The sequence below is a fragment of the Ureibacillus chungkukjangi genome (genome assembly GCF_003217295.1).
GTDB lineage: Bacteria > Bacillota > Bacilli > Bacillales_A > Planococcaceae > Ureibacillus > Ureibacillus chungkukjangi.
The window spans coordinates 19307-43406 of record NZ_QJTJ01000011.1; the positions used below are offsets into that span (position 1 = coordinate 19307).

At 37.1% G+C, this 24100-nt stretch carries 20 protein-coding genes and 1 pseudogene; 8 read left to right on the top strand and 13 right to left on the bottom strand.

All coding sequences use genetic code 11. From position 1 onward, the window contains the following. Positions 1-84: 84 nt before the first annotated feature. From BJ095_RS09705 to BJ095_RS09725, 5 genes and pseudogenes are all read right to left on the bottom strand, one after another. Positions 85-219, bottom strand: a pseudogene (locus tag BJ095_RS09705) (DUF72 domain-containing protein); the annotation flags it as partial. Positions 220-411: 192 nt separating this feature from the next. Beyond that, positions 412-1482: a sulfate/molybdate ABC transporter ATP-binding protein gene (locus BJ095_RS09710; protein WP_107935048.1), complete on the bottom strand. Its 1071-nt coding sequence runs from the start codon at positions 1480-1482 to the stop codon at positions 412-414. 12 nt (positions 1483-1494) lie between these two features. Next, positions 1495-2373: a sulfate ABC transporter permease subunit CysW gene (gene cysW, locus BJ095_RS09715; RefSeq protein ID WP_107935049.1), complete on the bottom strand. Its 879-nt coding sequence runs from the start codon at positions 2371-2373 to the stop codon at positions 1495-1497. Between the two features lie 12 nt (positions 2374-2385). Beyond that, positions 2386-3222 carry a sulfate ABC transporter permease subunit CysT gene (gene cysT / locus BJ095_RS09720; protein ID WP_107935050.1) on the bottom strand — a complete coding sequence of 279 codons (837 nt, stop codon included), beginning with the start codon at positions 3220-3222 and terminating at the stop codon, positions 2386-2388. A 99-nt stretch (positions 3223-3321) separates the two neighbouring features. Then, positions 3322-4347 (bottom strand): sulfate ABC transporter substrate-binding protein, encoded by a 1026-nt coding sequence (locus tag BJ095_RS09725; protein ID WP_107935051.1) that lies wholly within the window; start codon positions 4345-4347, stop codon positions 3322-3324. A gap of 395 nt (positions 4348-4742) precedes the next feature. Between BJ095_RS09725 and BJ095_RS09730 the strand changes: the two genes are divergently transcribed. The 7 genes from BJ095_RS09730 (at position 4743) to BJ095_RS09755 (ending at position 11392) form a co-directional block, all read left to right on the top strand. Further along, positions 4743-5444, top strand: coding sequence for a phosphoadenylyl-sulfate reductase (locus BJ095_RS09730; RefSeq protein ID WP_107935052.1), 702 nt, complete (start codon positions 4743-4745; stop codon positions 5442-5444). Further along, entirely contained in the window at positions 5437-5610 is a 174-nt protein-coding gene (locus BJ095_RS19030) for a hypothetical protein (RefSeq protein WP_181418022.1), read from the top strand. Before BJ095_RS09730 ends, BJ095_RS19030 begins: the two co-directional genes overlap by 8 nt. A 32-nt stretch (positions 5611-5642) precedes the next feature. Then, complete coding sequence (sat, locus tag BJ095_RS09735) at positions 5643-6782, top strand: sulfate adenylyltransferase (RefSeq protein WP_107935053.1); 1140 nt, start codon at positions 5643-5645, stop codon at positions 6780-6782. 18 nt (positions 6783-6800) lie between these two features. After that, positions 6801-7397: an adenylyl-sulfate kinase gene (gene cysC / locus BJ095_RS09740; protein WP_107935054.1), complete on the top strand. Its 597-nt coding sequence runs from the start codon at positions 6801-6803 to the stop codon at positions 7395-7397. Positions 7398-7563: 166 nt separating this feature from the next. Beyond that, complete coding sequence (locus BJ095_RS09745; RefSeq protein ID WP_107935055.1) at positions 7564-9039, top strand: spore germination protein; 1476 nt, start codon at positions 7564-7566, stop codon at positions 9037-9039. Positions 9040-9048: 9 nt separating this feature from the next. Next, positions 9049-10140: a GerAB/ArcD/ProY family transporter gene (locus tag BJ095_RS09750; protein WP_181418023.1), complete on the top strand. Its 1092-nt coding sequence runs from the start codon at positions 9049-9051 to the stop codon at positions 10138-10140. Then, positions 10133-11392, top strand: a complete 1260-nt coding sequence (locus BJ095_RS09755) for a Ger(x)C family spore germination protein (protein ID WP_107935057.1) — start codon at positions 10133-10135, stop codon at positions 11390-11392. Before BJ095_RS09750 ends, BJ095_RS09755 begins: the two co-directional genes overlap by 8 nt. Positions 11393-11648: 256 nt before the next feature. Here BJ095_RS09755 and BJ095_RS09760 read toward each other — a convergent pair whose 3' ends face one another. Both BJ095_RS09760 and BJ095_RS09765 read right to left on the bottom strand, forming a co-directional pair. Then, positions 11649-14234, bottom strand: a complete 2586-nt coding sequence (locus BJ095_RS09760; protein WP_107935058.1) for a polynucleotide kinase-phosphatase — start codon at positions 14232-14234, stop codon at positions 11649-11651. A 3-nt stretch (positions 14235-14237) separates the two neighbouring features. Further along, on the bottom strand, positions 14238-15584 hold the full coding sequence (locus BJ095_RS09765) for a 3' terminal RNA ribose 2'-O-methyltransferase Hen1 (RefSeq protein WP_107935059.1): 1347 nt from the start codon (positions 15582-15584) through the stop codon (positions 14238-14240). Positions 15585-16148: 564 nt separating this feature from the next. On the opposite strand from BJ095_RS09765, the gene BJ095_RS09770 reads away from it, so the two are divergent. Continuing rightward, the gene (locus tag BJ095_RS09770; protein WP_107935060.1) at positions 16149-16742 is read left to right on the top strand and encodes a YdeI/OmpD-associated family protein; all 594 of its coding nucleotides are present in this window, start codon (positions 16149-16151) and stop codon (positions 16740-16742) included. A gap of 196 nt (positions 16743-16938) precedes the next feature. Here the strand turns inward: BJ095_RS09770 and sufB are convergent, their stop codons facing one another. The 6 genes from sufB to BJ095_RS09800 all read right to left on the bottom strand — a co-directional run bounded on the left by sufB (position 16939) and on the right by BJ095_RS09800 (position 24086). Then, positions 16939-18336, bottom strand: a complete 1398-nt coding sequence (gene sufB, locus BJ095_RS09775) for a Fe-S cluster assembly protein SufB (protein WP_107935061.1) — start codon at positions 18334-18336, stop codon at positions 16939-16941. A 24-nt stretch (positions 18337-18360) separates the two neighbouring features. After that, on the bottom strand, positions 18361-18798 hold the full coding sequence (sufU, locus tag BJ095_RS09780) for a Fe-S cluster assembly sulfur transfer protein SufU (RefSeq protein WP_107935062.1): 438 nt from the start codon (positions 18796-18798) through the stop codon (positions 18361-18363). Then, the gene (locus tag BJ095_RS09785) at positions 18788-20011 is read right to left on the bottom strand and encodes a cysteine desulfurase (protein ID WP_107935063.1); all 1224 of its coding nucleotides are present in this window, start codon (positions 20009-20011) and stop codon (positions 18788-18790) included. Before BJ095_RS09785 ends, sufU begins: the two co-directional genes overlap by 11 nt. Continuing rightward, the gene (sufD, locus tag BJ095_RS09790) at positions 20011-21318 is read right to left on the bottom strand and encodes a Fe-S cluster assembly protein SufD (protein WP_107935064.1); all 1308 of its coding nucleotides are present in this window, start codon (positions 21316-21318) and stop codon (positions 20011-20013) included. The genes BJ095_RS09785 and sufD overlap by 1 nt, the downstream gene beginning before the upstream one ends. 16 nt (positions 21319-21334) lie before the next feature. Further along, complete coding sequence (sufC, locus tag BJ095_RS09795) at positions 21335-22117, bottom strand: Fe-S cluster assembly ATPase SufC (RefSeq protein ID WP_107935065.1); 783 nt, start codon at positions 22115-22117, stop codon at positions 21335-21337. A 490-nt stretch (positions 22118-22607) separates the two neighbouring features. Then, entirely contained in the window at positions 22608-24086 is a 1479-nt protein-coding gene (locus BJ095_RS09800; protein WP_107935066.1) for a glutamate synthase subunit beta, read from the bottom strand. Between the last annotated feature and the right edge of the window lie 14 nt (positions 24087-24100).

The window sequence follows — 24100 nt, forward strand, 5'->3', positions numbered from 1 at the left end:
ATTGGGCAATTAAAAAACCCCTTGTTTTCAAGGGGTTGAGTATAAATCGAATTAAAGATAACATATTGCCCATTTCAATACCTATAAAGCGTAAAACGATGTATCTAATTCCACTATCGGAAAATGGCCACTATAGTCAAAAAGCTTATCTCTTCGAGTTGAAGTTGTACTATATATCGAGGGATGATCCCCCCATCCAGTTAATCCAATTTTTATCATATTTTATTCCTCTATTTTACCTTATTTTCATTTTCTTTATGTATTCCCCATAAATTCTCTAAGTAAAATTATAAACGATTTAACTTAGAAAATCACAGCTCTACATCTAGAGATTAAGGATGGGATTTTTACTTCTAAAGATAAAAAAAGCTCGATTACGCTTATGGCGTAAATCGAACTGTTTAATACAGCTTAGATTGAATAATCCTCAGGAATAAACACTCTCAGCTGTTTTGGTCTGATATAGACAGTGTCTCCATTTTTTATGTGTAATTGTTTATAGTGTTCCTTTGGTATTTCAGCTTCTAGATATTCATCGACATCCTCACGCTTTAGTTCGATTTGTACAATTGGGCCTACCATATGGATATGCACAATTTTAGCAGCCACTGATTCATTATTAAGCTGCTCTTTTTCAATTTGAATATCATGTGGTCGAACATAGCCTACAGCATCGTCATGAGAATCTAAGTAAGTTGGTACATCTATTTCAAATTCCCCTTGAGTTAGCTTTCCTTTATGCAATCGACCTCTAAATAGATTTACGTTCCCTAAGAAATCATAAACAAAGGGACTATTGGGATGCTCATACACTTCTTCCGGTGTACCAACCTGTTCAATTTTTCCGTTATTCATCACAATGATTCGATTAGCAACATCAAGTGCTTCCTCTTGATCGTGTGTTACAAAAATACTTGTTACATGGAATTCATTGTGAAGTTTACGTAGCCAGCGACGAAGCTCTTTTCGTACCTTTGCATCTAAGGCGCCAAACGGTTCATCTAATAACAATACCTTTGGTTCTACTGCTAGTGCTCGAGCTAATGCAACGCGTTGACGCTGACCACCAGAAAGCTGCGAAGGATAGCGATCTGCGAAATTATCCAGCTTCACAAGTGCCAAAAGCTCTGTCACCTTCTTTTTGATTTCTTCCTTTGAAGGGCGCGTTTTACGTGGACGTACCTTTAAACCATATGCGACATTATCAAATACAGTCATATGTCGGAATAGGGCATAATGCTGGAAAACAAATCCAACTTCTCTTTCCTTTGGGCTTACATTTGTAATATTTTGTCCATCGAACAATATCGCCCCTTCATCCAATCCTTCCAAGCCAGCTAAGATTCGTAATAGGGTTGTTTTTCCTGAACCTGATGGCCCTAAAAGTGCAATCAGCTCCCCCGATTCGATATCAATTGAAATATCCTCTAACGCTTGAAATGAACCGAATGCCTTTGAAACATTTTGAATATGAATACTCATTTTTTAACCTCCCTATACGTCTTTTACTTTCCACTCAATAATATTTTTTATAATAATCGTAATAATTGCTAGAATCGACATGAGTGAAGCAACTGCAAATGCTGATGTAAATTGATATTCGTTATACAAAATCTCAATATGCAGTGGCATCGTATTTGTCATCCCTCGAATATGGCCAGATACAACAGACACCGCTCCAAATTCTCCAATTGTCCGCGCGTTACATAATATCAATCCATATAATAATCCCCATTTAATATTTGGCAGCGTCACTAAGAAGAACGTCTTCCACCCACTTGCACCTAGGGAAATGGATGCTTCCTCCTCGGTAATCCCCTGCATTTGCATTAAAGGAATAAGCTCTCTTGCTACAAATGGGAATGTGACAAACATCGTTGCTATGACAATACCTGGCAATGCAAAAACTATTTTTATATCATTTTGAAATAGCCAATCACCAAATACGCCTTGAGCACCAAATAATAAGATAAAGACTAACCCGGCAATAACCGGAGATACAGCAAAGGGTAAATCGATTAATGTAATTAATACGTTCTTTCCCTTGAAGGAGAATTTCGTTATTGCCCATGCTGCTACGATTCCAAAAATTGCATTTAGAGGCACAACAATTAAAACTACTGTCAATGTAAGTTTAATAGCTGCAAGAGCATCAGGATTTGTAATGGAGGCTACATAGGTTGCCCATCCCTTCTCTAAGGCTGTAACAAAGATTGAAACCAATGGCAAGATTAAAAATAATGATAGAAAAACTAGTGAAATCGTAATTAACGACCATTTAACAAATGCTGACTCCTGTAGAGCATAAGACTTCGTAGCTCCAGAGCGTATTGATATAGAAGATTCCTGCTTCACTTCTAAAGGTTTTGTCATTCCTATCCCCCCTTACTGCACATTAAATTTACGGTTTGTATACCATTGGATTATATTGATAAGCAATAGTAGAGCAAACGAGGTAACAAGCATCACTGTTGCAATGGCTGTTGCTCCAACATAATCGTACTGCTCCAGCTTCGTCATAATGATAAGTGGTGTAATTTCAGTTTTCATCGGCATATTGCCAGCTATGAATACGACAGAACCATACTCTCCTAAAGAACGTGCAAAGGCTAATGAAAATCCAGTTATAATCGCAGGAAGTAGCTCCGGAAAAATTACTTTTGTAAAGGTTTGAAGCCGAGTGGCACCTAGACTCGCTGAAGCTTCCTCAATTTCTCTACTAAGGTTTTGCAGCACCGGCTGTACAGTTCGCACGACAAAAGGTAAGCCTATAAAAATAAGTGCAATAACGATTCCAATGGGTGTAAAGGCAATCTTAAAATCAAAGAACTGACCAATCCAACCATTTGGTGAATATAAGGTTGCAAGCGCAATACCAGCAACTGCTGTTGGTAAAGCAAATGGTAAATCTACTAATCCATCAACGATTCTCTTTCCAGGAAACTGATAACGAACCAACACCCATGCAATAATCGTTCCAAACACCACATTTATTAATCCTGCCGCTAATGCTGTGCCAAAGCTTAACTTATAGGAAGCAACTGCTCGAGGATGTGCTATCGTTTCCCACAATTCACTCCAGCTCAAGGATAATGTATTAAAGAAAACCATTGATAATGGAAGCAGCACAATAACACTTAAATACAGCATTGTATATCCAAGAGTTAAGCTGAAGCCTGGTATGATTGTGTTCCTTTTACGTTTTTTTAATGTTAACTCCATATGTACCTCCTCTAGCCCTTATTAGTTTAATGCTAGTTAAAAAGAGTGTAAGGAAGCTTCCAATTTAGCAGCCTCCTTCTACACCAATATTCTACTTAGTTATTGATAGATTTCGTCAAAGGTACCGCCATCAGCAAAATGTGTTTTTTGAGCTTCTTGCCAGCCTCCAAAATCCTCAATTGTGATTAATTCTAATGATTGGAATTGATCTTTATACTTTTCAAGTACTTCTTCATTTCGTGGACGGTAGTAATTTTTAGCTGCAATTTCCTGACCTTCCTCAGAATACAAGTATTCTAAATAAGCTTGTGCTACCTCACGAGTACCTTTTTTATCTACAACTTTGTCAACAATCGCTACAGGTGGTTCAGCTAATATACTTAAAGAAGGTGTAATAATTTCAAACTCATCTACACCTAACTCATTAATAGATAAATAAGCTTCATTTTCCCATGCGATTAAGACATCCCCAATCTCTCGTTCAACAAATGTTGTAGTTGAGCCACGGGCACCTGAATCTAGAACCTCTACATTTCCAAATAGTTGCTTCATAAACTCCTGTGTTTGCTTTTCATCACCATTAAACTTTTTCTCTGCATAGCCCCAAGCTGCAAGGTAATTCCAGCGAGCCCCACCACTTGTTTTTGGGTTTGGTGTAATAACTGATACATCATCTCGTACTAAATCGTCCCAGTCTTTAATGCCCTTCGGATTTCCTTTACGAACTAGAAAGACCATTGTCGAAGTGTATGGAGACGAATTGTGTTCAAACTCTGTTTGCCAGTCCTCATTTAATAATTGGCGTGATTGAGCAATCTCATCAATATCGTAGGCTAGCGCTAGAGTCACAACATCAGCTTCAAGTCCATCAATCACAGCACGACCTTGCTTACCTGAGCCTCCATGGGATTGCTGGAATGTTACATCCTGCCCTGTCTGTTCCTTCCAAGACTCTGCAAAAGCTTGGTTAAACTCAACATATAGCTCACGCGTTGGATCATATGAGACATTTAAAATTTCAAATTTTCCATCACTACTTACCTGTTTGTCACCACCACAAGCTGCTAAAAACAATGCACTTGAAATAACTCCTGCTAGTAAAACAGATTTCTTCTTTTTTCTCATGTTCTCTTTCCCCCTTTAAATAGTAAAAAGGCTGCATACATCCCCTATTAAAAAATAGGAAACGGTGCAACCTTCAGTGTGTCTGATCGGTACTTATTTTTTTGTGTGCCCTTTAAAAACTGCTGTTGTATTTGAAATTTACAATAATCCAATTTATCCGATAAGTCAACAAGGAATTAGAAGTTTTTTCAAAATTTTAATATTTGAAAATTTAATTTGACTATTTCTATAAAAATAGTATACTTTAAACAAAGATACACAGTCTTTGGAAATTTTTTGGCATACAATATGAATAATAATGCTGACTAGACACACTAGAGGCGTTTTAATATCACCCCAGCTTTTCTTTTGGGTTGTATTAAAACGCCTTATTTTTATTTTTAAGGAGGTACTTTATGCTAACTTACACTAGTTGGGACGTTTCTACGTTTCAATTTGAAGTAGATGAAGTCTATAAGGGTGCATTAAACGTTTTAGAATGGGCTTACTCTCACTATGGCGATGAAGTTGTGTATGCATGTAGCTTTGGTATTGAAGGAATTGTACTTATCGATTTAATCGCCAAGGTGAAGCCTGATGCAAAAATTATCTTTTTAGATACAGACGTACATTTTAAAGAAACCTACGAAACAATCGAAAAAGTAAAAGAAAAATATCCTCTTCTGCAAATTGAACTGAAAAAGCCTGCTATTACTTTAGAAGAGCAAGCACAGCAATTTGGCGAGGAGCTTTGGAAAACAAATCCGAACAAATGCTGTGAGATTCGAAAGCTTACACCACTAAAAGAAACTTTAAGTGGTTCTAAGGCATGGATTTCTGGCTTGCGTCGTGAACAATCTGATACTCGAAAAAATACCGAGTTTATCAATAAAGATAATAAATTTGAATCAGTCAAGATCTGTCCTTTAATCCACTGGACATGGAAGGATGTCTGGCGTTATGTAAGTAAACACAATTTAACTTATAACCCACTACATGACCAAGGCTACCCAAGTATCGGCTGCTCTCACTGTACAAAACCTGCCTTCACTATGGACGATTTACGTTCAGGTAGATGGTCTGGTTCAAATAAAACAGAATGTGGTTTACATGAATAAAAGAAAAGCGGAAGGTGCTCGTTCAGCTCCGACAACAACTGGAGGAATCGACAAAAGGACGCTTTTTGTCCTTGCAGGCGATTTCGAAGTTGTCGAGGAGCTAGCACCTGCAGCTAGACATAGACTTAACATTAAAAAAGTTAATCTCATTTCATCTTTATTATAATTTTCAAAAACTAGATTTAGGAGGAATAACTAATGAGCTTACAACCACACGGAGGAAAGTTAGTACAAAATTTCAATCCAAACGAATCAATTGAAAATCTAACAAAAGAAATTCAACTTGATGCTATCGCATTAAGTGATCTTGAGTTAATCGGCATTGGAGCATATAGCCCGATTGAAGGTTTCTTAACAAAGGCTGATTATGAGAATGTTGTTCATAATATGCGTCTTGCTTCTGGAACAGTTTGGAGTATTCCAATTGCTTTACCAGTATCAGAAGTGATTGCAGCTACTTTAGAAATTGGCGAAAAAGTAAAGCTAACTTTCAATGGTGAAGTATATGGTCTAATCGAGGTTAGTGAAATTTACACACCTGACAAACAGGTTGAAGCTCGCTTAGTTTATGGTACAGATGATTTAAATCATCCTGGCGTTAAAAAGCTATTTGATCGCCCAGCCGTTTATGTAGGCGGGAAAACTACTTTAATCAAAAAATCAGAGAAGCAATTCCCTGCTTATAGCTTTGAACCAAGTGAAACGAGAGCAATCTTTGCTAAAAAAGGCTGGGAAACAATCGTTGGCTTCCAAACAAGAAATCCTGTCCACCGTGCTCATGAGTATATCCAAAAGGTTGCACTAGAAACAGTGGACGGTCTTTTCCTGAATCCATTAGTTGGCGAAACTAAGTCTGATGATATTTCAGCTGAAATCCGTATGGAAAGCTATGAGGTATTACTAGACCAATACTATCCAAGGGAACGTGTTCAATTGGGTGTATTCCTTGCTGCGATGCGCTATGCAGGTCCAAGAGAAGCGATTTTCCATGCGCTCGTTCGTAAAAATTATGGGTGCACACACTTTATCGTTGGGCGTGACCATGCAGGAGTTGGCGATTACTATGGCACATATGATGCACAGATCATCTTCGAAAACTTCACACCTGAAGAGATTGGCATTACACCTTTGAAATTCGAGCATAGCTTCTATTGCACTGCTTGCGAAGGTATGGCAACAACAAAAACATGCCCTCATGATGCCTCTGCTCGCATCATTTTATCGGGTACAAAGGTTCGTGAAATGCTTAGAAATGGTGAAATTCCTCCAAGCACATTCAGTAGAAAAGAAGTTATCGAAGTTTTAATTAACGGTCTTCGTAAAGAAGTACATTCATAAACAAAAGAGGTGTAAAGTATGAGCTCAAACATTGTATGGCATGATGCCTCCATCGGCAAAACTGAAAGAAGAGAAAAAAACAAACATCAAAGCTTTATCCTATGGTTCACTGGACTTTCCGCTTCAGGAAAATCCTCAATTGCAAATGCATTAGCAAGAGAATTATTTGAAAGAGGCAACCAAACCTTTGTGCTTGATGGCGATAATATTCGTCATGGCTTAAACAAAGACTTAGGATTTGATGAAGAATCACGTAAGGAAAACATCCGTCGAATCGGTGAGGTTTCCAAGCTTTTCGTTGAGAGCGGTCAAATTGTCCTTACTGCCTTCATCTCACCTTACCAAGAGGATCGTGATGTGGTTCGTGCTTTAGTTGAAGAGGGAGAGTTTATAGAGGTCTTCGTAAAATGCTCTGTTGAGGAATGCGAACGACGTGATCCAAAGGGGCTTTATAAAAAAGCACGCAATGAAGAAATCAAAAACTTTACTGGAATTAGTGCACCTTATGAAGCACCAGTAAATCCTGAAATCATTGTCGATAGTGAGAACTTCTCTATTGAGGAATGTGCACAACAATTGATCGAAATTTTAGTAGAAAAACAATATATCGATTAAAAAATAAGCTGTTCAGCTGTCTAGAAATTAGACAAATTGAACAGCTTTTTTTGACCTTTAATATCCAATAAAACAAAAAACTAAACTCTTTAGCCATTTTTGTAATTTACGTATAAATTCCTCATTCCAGTGAAATTCTAAGCTAAAAAGTGGAGTTGAGAGGAATATGGAAGATCTTACAACTTTAAAGAATAAAGCGATTGACTCCAATTTAGAAGATACAATTGAGATTTTAAAAAAATTCTATTCAGTACCATTAAATCAGGATATAGTCATCCGAAATTTTTCGATTAGTGGATTAGATAAAAAAGCTACAGTCATCTATATCAACAGTATTACTGATAGCGAGAAGATAGAAGAACATATCATTAGACCGTTGCTAACAAATAATAGCACTGAAAAAAAGCTTGAAAACATAAGCCCTGCACAATTATTAAACACACATGAAAATTTCTCAAATATATTACAAGACATAAATAACGGAAATACAGCACTTCTTATCGACGGTGAACCTAAAGCCTACATTTTTAGTAGCAGTAAATTTCAAGGAAGAAGTGTTGAAAAACCTTTAAATGAAGTTGTCGTAAATGGACCTAAAGAAGCCTTTAATGAGAATGTGATTGACAATATTTCATTATTAAGAAAAAAAATAAGAAATGAGAATCTTATTTTTGAATCCATCACTATCTCCAAAAACTCAAACAACGTTTTATATATTGTATATATGAAAGATTTAGCAGACGAAAAATTGCTCCAAAATATTAAAGATAGAATTAACTCCCTGGACATTAATTCTATACAAAACCTTTCGTTACTTGAGCAGTACATTGAAGATAAAGTGAAATCTATTTTTCCGACTATATTAAGTACAGAACGACCAGACCGTGCAACTTCCTTTTTAGAGGATGGATATATTGTTTTATTAATGGATAATTCCCCAGATTCTTTAGTATTACCAGCTACTTTTTGGTCATTTTTCCATAATTCTGAGGACCATTATTTACGCTTTATATTCGGGAATTTTATTCGTTTATTACGACTTTTAGCTCTACTTATCACCTTATTTATCTCTGCACTGTATATCGCGATAACGAATTATCATGTGGAAATGGTACCCACCGATTTACTTCTCGCTATTTCGGCAACTCGTGAAGTAGTACCTTTCCCGACAATTATCGAGATACTCATGATGGAAATAGCCTTTGAGCTAATTAGAGAGGGTGGTCTACGTGTCCCTAATCCAATTGGGCCAACTATAGGGATTGTAGGTGCTCTAATACTAGGACAAGCTGCGGTCGAAGCTAATATTGTCAGTCCTCTAGTAGTTATTATCGTTGCCCTTAGTGGGTTGTGTTCGTTTGCAATAGGTGACATGAAATTGAATTTTTCTGTTCGATTATCAAGATTTCTCTTTATTGCTTCTGCAGCTATTTTTGGGTTTTATGGAATGACTGCCGTGTTAACAATTGGGATATTCTATTTAGTTTCGTTCTATTCTTTCGGTGTACCCTATTTAGCCCCTATGACGCCAAAATATATCTCGTCAAAGGATACTTTTTTTAGAAAAATCTTAAAAACAGAACAATATAGACCTGGTTACTTAAAACCAAAAGATATTGTGAAAAAGAAGGAAAGTCAATAGATGAATAGTATGGATAGTACAAAGGGAAAAATCGGGCTAAAAGAACTTGTAGCTATAATTATACTAAATGTAGGAACAAAGGTTGCCGACAATACACCCACTATTTTTTATGAGGCTTTTGGAACAGCTGCTTGGATCGGCATTCTTATTATTGGCCTCATATCATTGATACCTATTTTACTTATAACTAAGCTTATTACACTATATCAAGATAAAAATTTAATAGATATTATCTTACATTTATTTGGAAAACACATCGGTTTTGTTCTTCTCTTTACTTTATGCATTTTGCAAATATTTACAAATATCAACAATACATCCATATATACTGACATAATTGGAACAATGTACTTTAGCAAGACACCTACAGTTGTTATTTATCTCTTACTGTTAGGGGTAGCAGCCTATGGAGCTAAGAAAGGGATAGAGTATATCGGTTCGAGTGCTTGGGTTATGCTGTTTTGGATTTGTCTCTCATTGCTTGTTATATTAAGTGTTGTGTTTGTTCAAGGAGAATTCAATCAAATATTCCCAATACTTGGTACAGGTGGTTTGGAATTGGTGAAAGGCAGCTATCAAAATTCATCTATTCTAATGGATTTTTTATATTTAGCTCTTATAGCATCGAATGTAAAAAGCGCTACTATTTATAAAAAAGGGATATGGATTGGTTTTGTTATCATCTTACTAGCGTTTGTGCTTTCTTTAATTGGTTATGTCATGTTATTTGACTATTATGGAGTACGAATGTTTGATTACCCTTATCACGAAACAATTCGTTATATTGAGATTGGATTTCTAAATAATGTAGAGCTACTATTTTTCCCTTTTTGGTTAATTTCTTCATTTATCAGATTTGCTTTCTATTTGTATTTAGGCGCTCTTCTGTTCGGTGCTGTATTCAAAATTAAACAGTTTGAATATGTTGTACCAGCTTTGGCTGTCTTTACAATTTTAGCAGGGTTAATACCCGAGTCATCTGTTTTCTCTATGAATGATTTCAGAGTTATCTTTTTGAATTTAATTACTCCAATTTTTTTACTGTTTCCCTGTCTTTTATGGATAACAGCTAAATTAAAGGGGGATTTTAAAAATGAATAATATTAAGCGTGGTAGTCTAATGCTCTTCTTTATTTTCCTCATTCCTCTACTTAGCGGATGCTGGGATCAAACCTCTATCGAAGAAAGAGCTTATGTCGTCGCTATAGGATTAGATAAAAGTAAAAGTGACAATGAAAATCAAATCCAAATTTCCTATATTATCGCAAATCCTGAGTTTTCAAAAAAAGAAGCAATGACTACCGAGCCTCCTATGGAAACAATCACTTTTGATGCGAACGATATAAATGTTGCAAGAAATAAAGCTAATACTGTTGTGGCAAAAGAGATTTCTTTTAACTTATTAAGCGTTATTATTGTTTCTGAAGAACTAGCAAAAGATAAAAATTTTATAAGATGGATGTACGATGCTACTAAAGAAAGAGAGATTAAACGTGATACACCTCTTATTGTAGTGAAAGAAGAAAGTACGAAATTCTTCAAACAAAATCAACCTAAATTAGAATCGAGGATCCATAAATACTATGATTTGATTTTAAAATACGCTAGTAAGGCAGGAATGATACCCAATTCTCATTCAAATCTGGGTAGATATTATAGGATCACGCAAGCAGATGCTAGCCTCTTTTTAGGGATATATGGTACGAGTGAAAAATCGGAATATAAAAGAAGTGAAGAAGAGGATAATTTTATGGCAGGGCAAATTGAAATCGGAGGCGAATCAAATAAAGTTCAATTCATGGGTTCAGCGGTTTTCAAAGAAGGGCAAATGATTGGAACACTTACAGGAGAAGAAACTCGAGCAGCAGTTCTTATAAATGAAGGTTTAAATATGGGCTCCATTATAGCAACCTATAAGGATCCTTTTGATGATAGGTATAGGGTTACAACTAGAATACTTCAAAAAGAAGATATAAAAATTAAAATGGATTTAAAAAGTCCTCTGCCTACTATTGATGTATCAATCCCACTTTATATCGATATATTAAGCCAGCACAGTATGGTTGACTATGTAAATGATTCAGAAAAAAGAGAACGCTTAAAACAAAGTATTGAAGAAGAAGTTACGAATACCTATAATAAGCTAATCAAAAAAACACAGGAAGAGTTTAAGGGTGAACCATTCGGCTGGTCGTTAATTGCAAGAAAGGAATTCTTAACAATAAAAGAATTTGAAGATTTCGACTGGATGGAAACCTATCCAGAAATAGATGTAAATCTGACAGTTAAAGTTAATATTGGTAACTTTGGAAACCAAAGCAAAGTGCCTGAGCTCGAAGAAATGAGGGATTAATGTGGAAATCATCATTTGGTTTATAATCGTACCTATTTTTATTTACACAATTGGCTATTCCATAATGCTGTGGAAGGATAAAAGTAAACTCGGCTCAATAGCCACCTTCATATTAGCAATTTGCCTGATAATCCTTCCCTTCTTTTCAAACATTAGGTAGTTGAATGATTATGTCTATATAAATAGACCAGGGTCCGTGTATCCTGGTCTATTTTAACTTTGTTATTAACTGACTCTTGTATCATTACCGTTTTATTTATAATCTCGGATCTACTGGATCTGACTCCATTGCCAAAGTTCCAAGTACACATTCATGAACCCTTTCAGTGGATTCACCATTTACTAGCCTTTGTATTCCCTCTACTCCTAGTGAGAATTCTTTTAATGCAAGCTTTTGCTTTTTCCCCACATTCCGCTGCTTTAATCTAGTAAGATTTCCTGGCTGTAAGTAATCCATGCCATAGATGATATTAAGATATTTTCTACCTCTAACCTTAATAGCTGGTTGAATCAGCCTTCCCTTTGACTTCGCGATAAATGTCTCTGGCTTAATGACAATTCCCTCATGCCCATCACTTGTAATCTCATCCCACCATCTGATGACCTCTTCCTCACTAGCTGGATCATCAATGACCATATATTCTGTTTCAACAAAGAGCTTGTCCATTTCAGCAAATTCCTTGTTCAACTCCATATGCCAAGTGTGTGGCTTATCAAAAAAGGTTTCATTACTATGGGCTAGAATATGGAAAGGAGCAATTTGGATTTGATCTAGATCATTAATTTCCCAGCAGTATTTTTGGAACACATCCTTGAAAACTTGAGAATTCACAAGCATTTCATCGTATTCCTTTAGCCAAGCATTCAGATTTTCGTTATTGTAAGCCGCACCTTCGAGCTTATTTTTTAACAGACTGCGATCTAAAAATGCATTTTCGGCCACATGTGCATATTGACTGCTAATAAGCTCCTTTGCCTTCAAATTCCAGGGCATAATCTCCGCATCAACAAGAAGGAATTCTGTCTCATACTTATTAAAATAATCATTAGCTGTTAGGCTTTGATTGATTCTAGAAAGAATTTCACCTTCTATTTCAATATCAAAAAATCTTCTACCTGTTCGAGTATAGATGACTCCAAGCGTTTCTCGCCCTACAAATTTTCGTCCCGCCTCTTTATCTTTAAATAAATAGAGGATTCCCCTACTTCCCATATGCTTCTTCTCTGCAACCATCCGGTTAATGCCTAGACTTCGGTAGTATTCAATCGCTTCTCGAGGGTGTTCCAGATACCCTTCTATGGAAGAAGGCTTCGGCGTAGGACTCATTGTAGGTGGGATATAAACCAGCTCTTCAATCGGTACAGTAAAATGTGACAAAGTATCGACTGAGGCTAGCGCATATTCTTTTGGTATTTTAATGCTTCCTATGTGCTCTGTTAAAACGGAAAAGCCATCAATAAATTTGGCAATGTTCGGCGGATTTAACCTTTTCTTTTTCAACTCGATTAGCGGGTTATTGTGACCTCCCGAGTAATCCTGTTTAGCTTGAACCGCCACAAATTCCTGCTCTGGATAGCGGAATGCAGTAAGCTCCCCACCAAACACAACTCCCTGGTCAATATTAATGGTATTATTCACGACCAGCGGCTTTGGCTTAGGGTCATGCCCCCAGACAATTAAAGTACTTGTTTTATGATGGATAGTCCAATCCTTCCGAATCGGTTTACCTGTCTCATCAAGCCCTTCATTATCGCCGTAACGACAAAAATCACTAATGTCATAGGATTGCTTCCCGATGAAATCATCTTTTATCCCTGCATGTGTGCAGACCAATGTTGGAACGTTATTTTTCGTTAAAATATAATGCGAGGGTGCTCTAAGGAGAAATGGCTTTAGTTCTTGTTTGAGTTGAGTGATGTCGCCAGTTTCTCCATACCTAGCTAGCTCTTCTTCCACCAGCTCATCCCCGTGATTTAAGGTAACATTTTTTCCCTCTAACCACCGAGCAATTTTCCAGCCATGATTACTATCAATCATATAGGCTAGATTTTCATTCACATGACGCATGAAAAATTCCATCGTTTTTAGAGACTCGGGTCCACGGCTCATAATATCGCCAAGAGATAAAAATCTTCGTCCCTCTGGATGAATATAAAGATTTTGATGATCCTTTTCATAACCTAGCCTTTCAAGTAGTTCAATCATTTCATCATAGCAGCCATGAATATCGCCAATAATATCGATGCCATTACCTACCTCAAGATGAAGTGGATTTTGCGTTTTTCTAATAACCTCCACTTCACTTACATCTGAAATGAAATAACTCGCTAAATAGCCTTCTTTTTTTATAAAACGTTTTTCTCTTTTAAATACCTGATACTGTTGTTTAATTCGTTTACTACCACGCGGATTTTTTCGTAGTTTATCACGTTCAAGCAGCTCTTCTTGCTCTACATCCAATACAAGAGTCATAACCGGAACATGATGCTTTTTCCCAAGCTCTATATATCTTTTTCGATCATCAGCATATAAATGAGTAGCATCCACAATCGTCATCTTATTTAACCGGCATCTCGCCTCGATTGTTGCTTCCATCAGGGAGAAGGCTTCTTGAGAAATTCTTTGATATTCATCAAACAAGCTTTCCGATACATCCTTCCACCGATGACTCCAATCTATAAATTCCACATCGCCAACACGTATTCGATAATCATCTGAGCTAATTACCTCTGACGGAAGGATTTTCCCCTTTTCAATTTGTTGCTTGAGAAAGGAGGACTTTCCACTATTGGAAGGACCAACTAGTAACACAATACCTGCATAGGGTAGCGTAATCTCCATGGTTTAAAGCTCCTTTCTCGTAAACAAACACATCTGAGTCGGATAACCGTGAAGCTCGTGTTCTTCACCGATTCCATCAAACGCGATGTTATATTCATGATTCTCATTTTGGGTTTTGCACCAAGTTTGAAATTCTTCTCTAGTCCACTCAAAACGGTGGTCAGGATGTCGGTAATCCCCACCCATTCCATATACCTCGTTATACTCTTGGTTAGGCGTAGTAATTATCAGCGTTCTCGGTCGATAATCCTGCAAAATAGTCTGTATGATTTTAGGTAAACGGTATTCATCTATATGCTCAATTACTTCACAAAGAATAAGTACATCCTTACCTTTCAAACGCTCATCATAGTAAAAGAGCGAGCCGAAAATTTGCCTTGGTTTCACAAAATTCTTATCCTGGGCTGCCTTTTCAAAGCGTTTAAGTGCTTTAAGCGTTGCCGATTCGGATGGCTCGACCGCTAATATTTCTTTAACTCCATCGATAAAGCCTAATTTTTCCGATAGCTTCCCTTCTCCTGAACCAAGGTCTACTACGGTCTCTTTACGCTTTAATTGATTTACTTTTCCGACTATTTTATCGTAACGCAGGTCGTTTAATCTTAGTTTCGGTGATGATTCGTTTTCTTTCTTGGTATGTTGATTTTCGAATTGGCCGTAGACTTCCTTAAATCGTAGGGCTTGGCGCAATATGAACTCTCTTTTAGGATGCTTGTCCAACCACCCCTCACCGTAACGTACAATTTTCTCGACTTCCTGCTCATCAATATAATAATGCTTATAATTGTCCAAAACCGGAATCAAAACAAACAGCTGTCTAAGTCCCATCTGAAGAGTAGTCGAGCCTTTCAAGGTGATGAATCTAGCCGAACTTTTTGATTTAAAATCCATATTATAATCAGCCTCTCCATAAGTAATTTCAACCGCATAACCTAAGGGCTGAAATAAGCTCTGGATATCTTGATCAGTTAGCTGTGAAGCAACTGGTCCAAAGGAAAATTCCAATGGGAACGGATGATTCACCCAAGGCTCATATTCCTCAACTGGCTTTCCGTTTAGTGCCGTGCCAAGAGCTGTTCTTAAAAAAGTACAAAAGATACTGCTCACCACAAATTCACGGTCATTAATATAAGAAGTAATATCGTACACCTTCGAATTATTCCTCGAAAGCTCAATCGGATCGGGCGTTACAAAAAAAGTAACTTCCACTTCTTCCTCAGAGAATTGACTAAAAAACATACGTACTAAATGGCCACTTACCCTTCTCTCATAAAGGTTATTAGGATTTTTCGCCAACAAATATGAAATGACCTGTATATCCTGCCCCGTCCCTCGTATTGTTAACTGCATCGTTTATTACACCTACCTTCAACTATTCCATTTTTATACAATATACCATAAGTAATGGTTGGAGTTCTATTTGTGGGGGCTTTGGATTGTTGTAAGCTTATGGTGAACTTTTCCGAAAGAAATAGTTCATACTTCTTTGGATGAAGTTGTTTCAGGAAAAATAGACAGGAATGACTTTCGTAAGAAGGGTGAATGACAAAATAACTGGTAGCTATTTCGAAAAGCTTTCATATACCGAATTGGAATGAATGCCATTATTTCGGATTGCCCCATCTATAGTGGCGTTCACACGTTGTATGTTTGCCACTTTTTCAGATTCTCCCATCCATAGTGGCGTTCATTCAAAGAAATAAATTCACAAAATGTCTTTCTTAAAGAGGATGAGGGACTTTTTGAACGAAATCTATTGCCAGGAAACACTTCACTCAAGATGCACTTTTCAAAACAAAAAAATTCGCAAAGAAGTGCTTCAATCATTTGAAAAGTAGAATGAATTCAAGGTTTAATGTATATTTAAGTAAAAGTTCAAATTATAAAAGATGCTATTACGTGAGGTGTTTCTGAGTGACAAAAAGTAATCCTAAGGTTGAGGAGTTTTTAAGTAAAGAAACAAAATGGAAAGCGGAATTTGAGAAGTTACGAGAAATTATCCACAATGTTGAAGAGCTTGCCGAAGAATTTAAGTGGATGCATCCTTGTTATACTTATGAAAACAAGAACGTCGTGTTAATACACGGATTTAAAGAATATTGTGCACTACTTTTTCACAAAGGGGCTTTGTTAAAGGATCCACATGGGATACTCATCCAGCAATCAGAGAATGTACAAGCTGCTCGTCAGATTCGATTTACTAGCCTACAGCAAATTAATGATTTAGAAGAAGCGTTGGAAGAATATGTACTCCAGGCGATTGAGATTGAAAAATCCGGTGCGGAAATTGTATTCAAGCAAACGACAGAATTCACAATGGCTGAGGAGTTTCAAACAAAGCTAGATGAAAACCCTGATTTAAAAACAGCATTTGAAGCATTAACACCTGGTCGCCAAAGAGCATACCTTCTTCATTTCTCGACACCTAAACAATCTAAAACTCGAGAGTCAAGGATTGAAAAGTGTATACCAAAGATATTTGAGGGGAAAGGGTTGAATGACCGATAAATATTAGAGGCAGATTTGTTTTATTTACCAACTAATTTTAGTTGCTCCTCGCCTCACTTTGTCTTAAATAAGCTGGTGCAAAAAAAAACCGAGCAAAATACACTCAGCCTTTAAATATAATCTTAGTAAGCAAAAAGGGTTTTCGAGCATTTTACAATGACTCGAAAACCCTTTTATATTAACAGTTTATAAGCTATTAACCGATAGAACCTTCCATCTCGAACTTGATTAGGCGGTTCATTTCTACTGCGTATTCCATTGGTAATTCTTTTGTGAATGGTTCGATGAAGCCCATTACGATCATTTCTGTTGCTTCACCTTCAGAGATACCACGGCTCATTAGGTAGAATAATTGCTCTTCAGATACTTTAGATACTTTTGCTTCGTGCTCTAAAGATACGTTATCATTTAAGATTTCGTTGTAAGGAATTGTATCTGATGTTGATTCGTTATCTAAGATTAATGTATCACATTCGATGTTTGAACGAGCACCAGTTGCTTTTTTACCAAAGCGAACGATACCACGGTAAGTTACTTTACCGCCTTGTTTAGAGATCGATTTCGATACGATTGTTGAAGATGTGTTTGGTGCTAAGTGAATCATTTTCGCACCAGCATCTTGGTGTTGACCTTTACCAGCGATTGCGATAGAAAGTGTCATACCACGTGCACCTTCACCTTTTAAGATACATGCAGGGTATTTCATTGTTAATTTAGAACCGATGTTACCATCAATCCATTCCATTGTACCGTTTTCTTCAACAACAGTACGTTTTGTAACTAGGTTATACACGTTGTTCGCCCAGTTTTGGATTGTTGTATAACGGCAGTATGCATCCTTCTTAACAATGATTTCAACTACTGCTGAGTGAAGTGAGTTTGTTGTGTATACAGGAGCTGTACAGCCTTCTACATAGTGTACACTTGAACCTTCGTCAACAATGATTAATGTACGCTCGAATTGACCCATGTTTTCAGAGTTAATACGGAAGTACGCTTGTAATGGTGTGTCTAATTTAATACCAGGTGGTACGTAGATGAAAGATCCACCAGACCAAACAGCTGAGTTAAGTGCAGCAAATTTGTTGTCTGAAGATGGAATTACAGTACCCCAATATTTTTTGAAGATATCTTCGTTTTCGCGTAATGCAGAGTCTGTATCTTTGAAAACGATACCTAGATCTTCAAGGTCTTTTTTCATGTTGTGGTAAACTACTTCAGATTCATACTGAGCAGATACACCAGCTAAATATTTTTGTTCAGCTTCAGGAATACCTAATTTGTCAAAAGTAGCTTTGATTTCTTCAGGTACTTCATCCCAAGATTTTTGAGTTGCTTCAGATGGCTTTACATAGTAAGTAATTTCATCGAAGTTTAAAGATCCAAGGTCGCCACCCCATTGTGGCATTGGTTTTGAGTAGAAGATTTCTAAAGCTTTTAAGCGATAGTTTAACATCCACTCTGGTTCGTTTTTCATTTTTGAAATTTCACGTACGATTTCTTCAGTTAATCCACGTTTTGAACGGAAAACTGATACGTCTTTATCATGGAAGCCGTATTTGTAATCGCCGATATCAGGCATTTTTTTTGCCATTTTATTCTCCTCCGTTCAAACTACTTATCTTTGTTCGTTTACACCCTTTTCCATTGCTTTCCAAGCCAATGTTGCACACTTAATTCGTGCTGGGAATTTTGAAACACCTTGCAGCGCTTCAACATCACCAAGATCGTATTTATCTGTATAGTCTTCACCTAGCATCATATTCGAGAAAATTTCAGCTAGTTCAAGAGCTTCGTCTAATTTCTTCCCTTTAATAACCTCTGTCATCATAGATGCAGAAGACATTGAAATGGAACAGCCTTCGCCATCAAATTTAGCATCTTCGACTAAACCATCGTTAATCTTTAATGTTAAATGAATACGGTCACCACATGTAGGGTTATTCATATCGATTGTAACACTGTCACCATCAAGAGAACCCTTGTTGCGTGGTTTTTTATAATGATCCATAATAACTGAGCGGTAGAGCTGATCTAAATTATTATTAAAAGACATCGTTAAAATACTCCTTCGCTATGCGCAATCCTTCAACAAGTCGATCAACATCTTCTTTTGTATTATAGATATAGAAGCTTGCACGAGCTGTAGCTGTACATTGTAGCCATTTCATTAATGGCTGTGCACAGTGATGACCAGCACGGACAGCAATACCATTCATATCTAAAACAGTTGCTAAATCATGAGGATGTACACCGTCAATGTTGAAAGTGATTAAACCGCAACGTTTTTGTGGGTCACGAGGTCCATAAATAGATACACCTTCAATTTTGTCCATTTCATTCAGTGCATATTCTACTAGGTTATGCTCGTGCTCTGCAATTTTTTCTAAACCAATTTCAGTTAGGAAATCAATGGCAGCTCCTAAGCCGATAGCCCCAGCAATGTTAGGTGTACCGCCTTCAAATTTCCAAGGCAGCTCCTTCCAAGTAGAATCATGTAGATCTACAAAATCAATCATTTCGCCACCAAATTCTATTGGCTCCATGCTTTCTAGATGGGCTTGTTTCCCATATAGTACACCTGTACCCGTTGGACCACACATTTTATGACCAGAAAAAGCTAAGAAATCACAATCTAAATCTTGTACATCAATTGGCATATGTGGTGCAGCTTGAGCAGCATCTACGACAATGACAGCCCCTGCTTCATGGGCAATTTTCGTAATTTCTTTGATTGGATTAATCGTTCCTAGCACGTTTGAAGCCATTGTAATAGCAACGATTTTTGTTTTATCTGTAATCGTATTGCGTACAGTTTCAAGTGTAATTGTACCATCTTGCTCAAGTTCAAAGTACTTTAATACAGCACCTTTTTCTTTTGCAAGCTGTTGCCATGGAATCAAGTTCGAGTGATGCTCCATATGTGAAATAACAATTTCGTCGCCTTCATTTACATTCATGCGTCCATAAGCACCAGCAACAGTATTTATAGAAGTTGTTGTACCACGAGTGTAGATAATTTCTTTTGTAGATTTCGCATTGATGAACTTGCGGATTTTTTCGCGAGCTCCTTCATATGAATCTGTCGCACGATTTCCAAGTGTATGTACACCACGATGTACGTTAGAATTGTCTAACTCGTAATAATTTCTTACAGCTTCTAATACTTGCACTGGCTTTTGGGATGTAGCAGCACTATCAAGGTAAACGAGCGGATGCCCGTTTACTTCTTGATTTAGTACAGGAAATTGTTTGCGAATTTCATTCATTAGCGAACTTTCCCTTCAATAACCTTCGTTAATTGATTTTTAACGCTTTCGATAGGAAGATTTGTTACTACAGGAGCTAAGAAACCGTGAATTACTAAACGTTCTGCTTCTGCTTTTGAAAGACCACGACTCATTAAGTAGAAAAGTTGTAATGGGTCAACACGACCAACTGATGCTGCATGTCCTGCCATTACATCGTCTTCATCGATTAATAGAATCGGGTTTGCATCTCCACGAGCACCTTCAGAAAGCATTAATACACGTGATTCTTGCACTGCATTTGACTTACTAGCACCATGCTCGATTTTACCGATACCATTGAAAATAGTTTGAGCAGAATCTTTCATAACACCATGCTTTAAGATAAAGCCTTCTGAATTTTTACCCCAATGGCGAATTTCGGTAGTGAAGTTTTGCTTTTGTTCTCCGCGTCCTACTACTACAATTTTCGTATTTGCAAGCGAACCATCACCAACTAAATGAGTAATGCTTTCGGAAATTGTATCTGAATCATTCATTAAACCTAATGCCCAGTCAACCTTAGCATCGCGTTTAACATGACCACGGCGGTTTACATAAGTAGTAAAGCCTTTTGCAAGAACATCTACTGAACCAAAAGTAACCTGTGCATTGTCTAATGCGATTACTTCTTCGATTAAATTTGCTTGTCCATTTGATTGTTCAACAGTTGATACATAAGTTTGTACATATGTAACAGCTGAATTAGAATCAGCAACAACTAAAACGTGGTTGAATAATGAAGCATCAGCGTTGTCGTGTAGGAATACCACTTGTAATGGTTTTTCTACAACAACATTTTTCGGCACGTATAAGAATACCCCACCGTTTACTAATGCTGCGTGGTAAGCAGTTAACTTATGCTCATCAACTTTAACAGCATCTGTCATGTAGTATTTTTGAACTAAGTCACTATGTTCACGTACTGCAGTTAAAATATCTGTGAAAATAACACCTTGTGCTTTTAGCTCATCAGAGATTTTAAGGAATGCAGCTGTGTTGTTACGTTGGATATAAAGGTTTTCTTGGCCTTCAATATCGATAATTTCTTTAACTTCTGCAGAAAGCTCATCTAGAGAGCTAAATGTAGCACTTTCTACTGTATGTTGAGGGAACTCTGTGAAGTTCCACTTTGTAATATTTGTTTTGTCTGGTGTTGGCATTGGAAGCTCAGTAGCTTTTTCAATTGCTTCTGCACGCAAAGAACCAAACCAAGCTGGTTCATTGTTGTTTTGTGAGAACGAGCGTACTTCTGTAGCTGATAACGCCAATTTAGTTTCAACTGTCATGTTATTCGTCCTCTCTTTATGCTTCTTCTGTTACCGCGTCTGTATCTTCGATTCCTAATTCTTGTTTAATCCAGTCATAACCTTCTGCTTCTAAACGTTGTGCTAATTCTGGACCACCAGATTTTACAACGCGACCTTGCATCATAACATGTACATGATCAGGAGTGATGTAGTTTAGTAAACGTTGGTAGTGAGTGATTGCGATACAGCCAAATCCTTCACCGCGCATTTCGTTAATACCTTTTGCCACTACTTTTAATGCATCGATATCTAAACCAGAATCGATTTCATCTAAGATTGCAAACTTAGGCTTGATCATCATTAATTGTAGGATTTCGTTACGTTTCTTTTCCCCACCAGAGAAACCTTCGTTTAAGTAACGTTGAGCCATTTCTTGGTCCATTTCTAGGAAATCCATAGATTTGTCTAATTCACGGATGAATTTCATTAATGAAATTTCATCGCCTTCTTCGCGACGTGCGTTGATAGCAGAACGAATGAAGTCAGCATTTGTTACACCTGAAATTTCTGATGGATATTGCATAGCTAAGAAAAGACCAGCTTGTGCACGCTCATCAACTTCCATTTCAAGCACATTTTCACCATCTATTTCAATTGTACCTTGAGTAACCTCGTATTTAGGGTGACCCATAATAGCAGAAGCTAATGTAGATTTACCTGTACCGTTTGGACCCATGATAGCGTGGATTTCGTTTGTATTAATTGTAAGATTTAGACCTTTTAAAATCTCCTTGTCTTCGATTGATACATGAAGATCTTTAATTACTAAAGTTGACATTATATTACCTCCGTAGTTGTGCATTGAATGGTAGAACCATTTCTAATTTATTATCATTCTAATCTTAACCGAAATCATGAAACCATGCAAAACATTTATTCGAAAAACTTATATTTCAACGAAAACCATTAAGATCTTGATGTTTTACACATTTTTATAGTTTAGGAGAAAAGTAAGTTAGAGGAAAAGTAGGATAATCCATTTTCAATAAAAACAGTCTAATTGAGAATTCATTTCACCGATAATGTTCGACAATATAATTTCAAATACGTTAAAAGTATCGCAAATAGTTTGCCAATATGTATTCACTTCTTATACATAGTGAGAAGAAGTTATATTAAAAAAATTTTCTATTTAAAACTTCGCTATTTACCCGATTTTTCAACACTTAGCTTTATGGTAGTTTAAACAATAAGAAAGTATTATACATTCTTTTCTACTAAATAAAAAGCGATTCCCGATTTTCCTAAAATCTCGGGAATCACTTTAATTATGCCTTCACTTCTAAAGCTAAAAATTCATCCACACTTGCTGCTACAGAACGCCCTTCTTTAATAGCCCAAACCACTAAGCTTTGACCGCGTCTTGCATCACCTGCTGTAAATACGCCAGGTACATTTGTTTCAAAATCTTTAATCGATGCACGGATTTTATTGTTCGAGATTGTCACCCCAAATTGCTCTGGTAGTGATTTTTCTACTCCTTCAAAGCCAATTGCAACGAATACCGCTTGTGCTGGCCATACTTTTTCAGTGCCTGGCATCTCTTTAAAGAAGTAGAAGCCGTCGTCACCTAAAATTTTCTCCATTTGAATCGTATGAAGTTCTTTTACACGACCCATTTTGTCCTTCACAATTTTCTTTGTTTGGATACAATACTCACGGGGATCATGTCCCTTTGCTGCCTCAACTTCTTCATATGCATAATCAAGTTTATATACATTGGGATCTTGAGGCCAAGGTCGGTCCTCCTGACGAGTTTTTGGAAGCTCAGGATGCTTACCAAATTGATGTACTGAGCGTGCTTTTTGACGAATAGCAGTTGCTACACAGTCAGCACCAGTATCACCACCACCAATAACGATGACGTCTTTACCTGAAACGTTTAATGCTTTTCCGTCTTTCAAATTAGAATCTAGTAAGCTTTGAGTTACACCTGTTAAATAATCCATGGCTAAGTGTACCCCTTTAGCATCACTGCCTTCTAAATGTAGGACACGTTGTTTTTGAGCACCGATACATAGAATTACTGCATCATACTGTGCTCTTAATTCATCCGCATTAATATCCTTACCGATTTCTGTACTTAAAACAAAATCGATTCCTTCTTGGCGAAGTAGGTTCACTCGGCGTTCAATAACTTCTTTTTCAAGCTTCATGTTGGGAATACCATACATTAGTAATCCACCTGGACGATCAGCACGCTCAAAGACAGTTACACTATGCCCAAGCTGGTTTAGGTCGTCTGCTGCAGCTAATCCTGCTGGACCTGAACCAACCACTGCAATTTTCTTACCTGTACGCGTTCTTGGTATACGTGGAAGAACCCAGTTATTTTCAAAGCCTTTATCAATAATTGAACGTTCGATTGATTTGATGGCTACTGCTGGATCTGTAATTCCTAATGTACAAGAGCTTTCACAAGGCGCTGGACATACACGCCCTGTGAATTCTGGGAAGTTATTCGTCATATGTAGACGATCTAATGCTTCCTTCCACTTTCCTTTGTACACTAAGTCGTTCCATTCTGGAATGACATTCTGAATCGGACAGCCTGCAGCAGCACCTCGAATTTCAACTCCCATATGACAAAACGGTGTGCCACAATCCATACATCTTGCACCTTGCTCTTGTAAGGTTTCATCTGGCAGCCTAGTAGCATATTCATTCCAATTCGAAATGCGCTCTAGTGGAGGCTGCTCTTTCGTTTTTGTTCGTTTATATTCCATAAATCCTGTTGGTTTCCCCATTCTAGAACCCCCTC

Excerpts from the sequence above, each read along its gene's own strand:
- BJ095_RS09785 (WP_107935063.1), bottom strand. The coding sequence starts at position 20,011 with ATGAATGAAATTCGCAAACAATTTCCTGTACTAAATCAAGAAGTAAAC.
- sat (WP_107935053.1), top strand. The coding sequence starts at position 5,643 with ATGAGCTTACAACCACACGGAGGAAAGTTAGTACAAAATTTCAATCCA.
- sufC (WP_107935065.1), bottom strand. The coding sequence starts at position 22,117 with ATGTCAACTTTAGTAATTAAAGATCTTCATGTATCAATCGAAGACAAG.
- BJ095_RS09765 (WP_107935059.1), bottom strand. The coding sequence starts at position 15,584 with ATGCAGTTAACAATACGAGGGACGGGGCAGGATATACAGGTCATTTCA.
- cysC (WP_107935054.1), top strand. The coding sequence starts at position 6,801 with ATGAGCTCAAACATTGTATGGCATGATGCCTCCATCGGCAAAACTGAA.
- BJ095_RS09730 (WP_107935052.1), top strand. The coding sequence starts at position 4,743 with ATGCTAACTTACACTAGTTGGGACGTTTCTACGTTTCAATTTGAAGTA.
- BJ095_RS09710 (WP_107935048.1), bottom strand. The coding sequence starts at position 1,482 with ATGAGTATTCATATTCAAAATGTTTCAAAGGCATTCGGTTCATTTCAA.
- sufU (WP_107935062.1), bottom strand. The coding sequence starts at position 18,798 with ATGTCTTTTAATAATAATTTAGATCAGCTCTACCGCTCAGTTATTATG.
- cysW (WP_107935049.1), bottom strand. The coding sequence starts at position 2,373 with ATGACAAAACCTTTAGAAGTGAAGCAGGAATCTTCTATATCAATACGC.
- BJ095_RS09800 (WP_107935066.1), bottom strand. The coding sequence starts at position 24,086 with ATGGGGAAACCAACAGGATTTATGGAATATAAACGAACAAAAACGAAA.
- cysT (WP_107935050.1), bottom strand. The coding sequence starts at position 3,222 with ATGGAGTTAACATTAAAAAAACGTAAAAGGAACACAATCATACCAGGC.
- BJ095_RS09725 (WP_107935051.1), bottom strand. The coding sequence starts at position 4,347 with ATGAGAAAAAAGAAGAAATCTGTTTTACTAGCAGGAGTTATTTCAAGT.
- BJ095_RS09745 (WP_107935055.1), top strand. The coding sequence starts at position 7,564 with ATGGAAGATCTTACAACTTTAAAGAATAAAGCGATTGACTCCAATTTA.
- BJ095_RS09755 (WP_107935057.1), top strand. The coding sequence starts at position 10,133 with ATGAATAATATTAAGCGTGGTAGTCTAATGCTCTTCTTTATTTTCCTC.
- BJ095_RS09750 (WP_181418023.1), top strand. The coding sequence starts at position 9,049 with ATGGATAGTACAAAGGGAAAAATCGGGCTAAAAGAACTTGTAGCTATA.
- sufB (WP_107935061.1), bottom strand. The coding sequence starts at position 18,336 with ATGGCAAAAAAAATGCCTGATATCGGCGATTACAAATACGGCTTCCAT.
- sufD (WP_107935064.1), bottom strand. The coding sequence starts at position 21,318 with ATGACAGTTGAAACTAAATTGGCGTTATCAGCTACAGAAGTACGCTCG.
- BJ095_RS09760 (WP_107935058.1), bottom strand. The coding sequence starts at position 14,234 with ATGGAGATTACGCTACCCTATGCAGGTATTGTGTTACTAGTTGGTCCT.
- BJ095_RS19030 (WP_181418022.1), top strand. The coding sequence starts at position 5,437 with ATGAATAAAAGAAAAGCGGAAGGTGCTCGTTCAGCTCCGACAACAACT.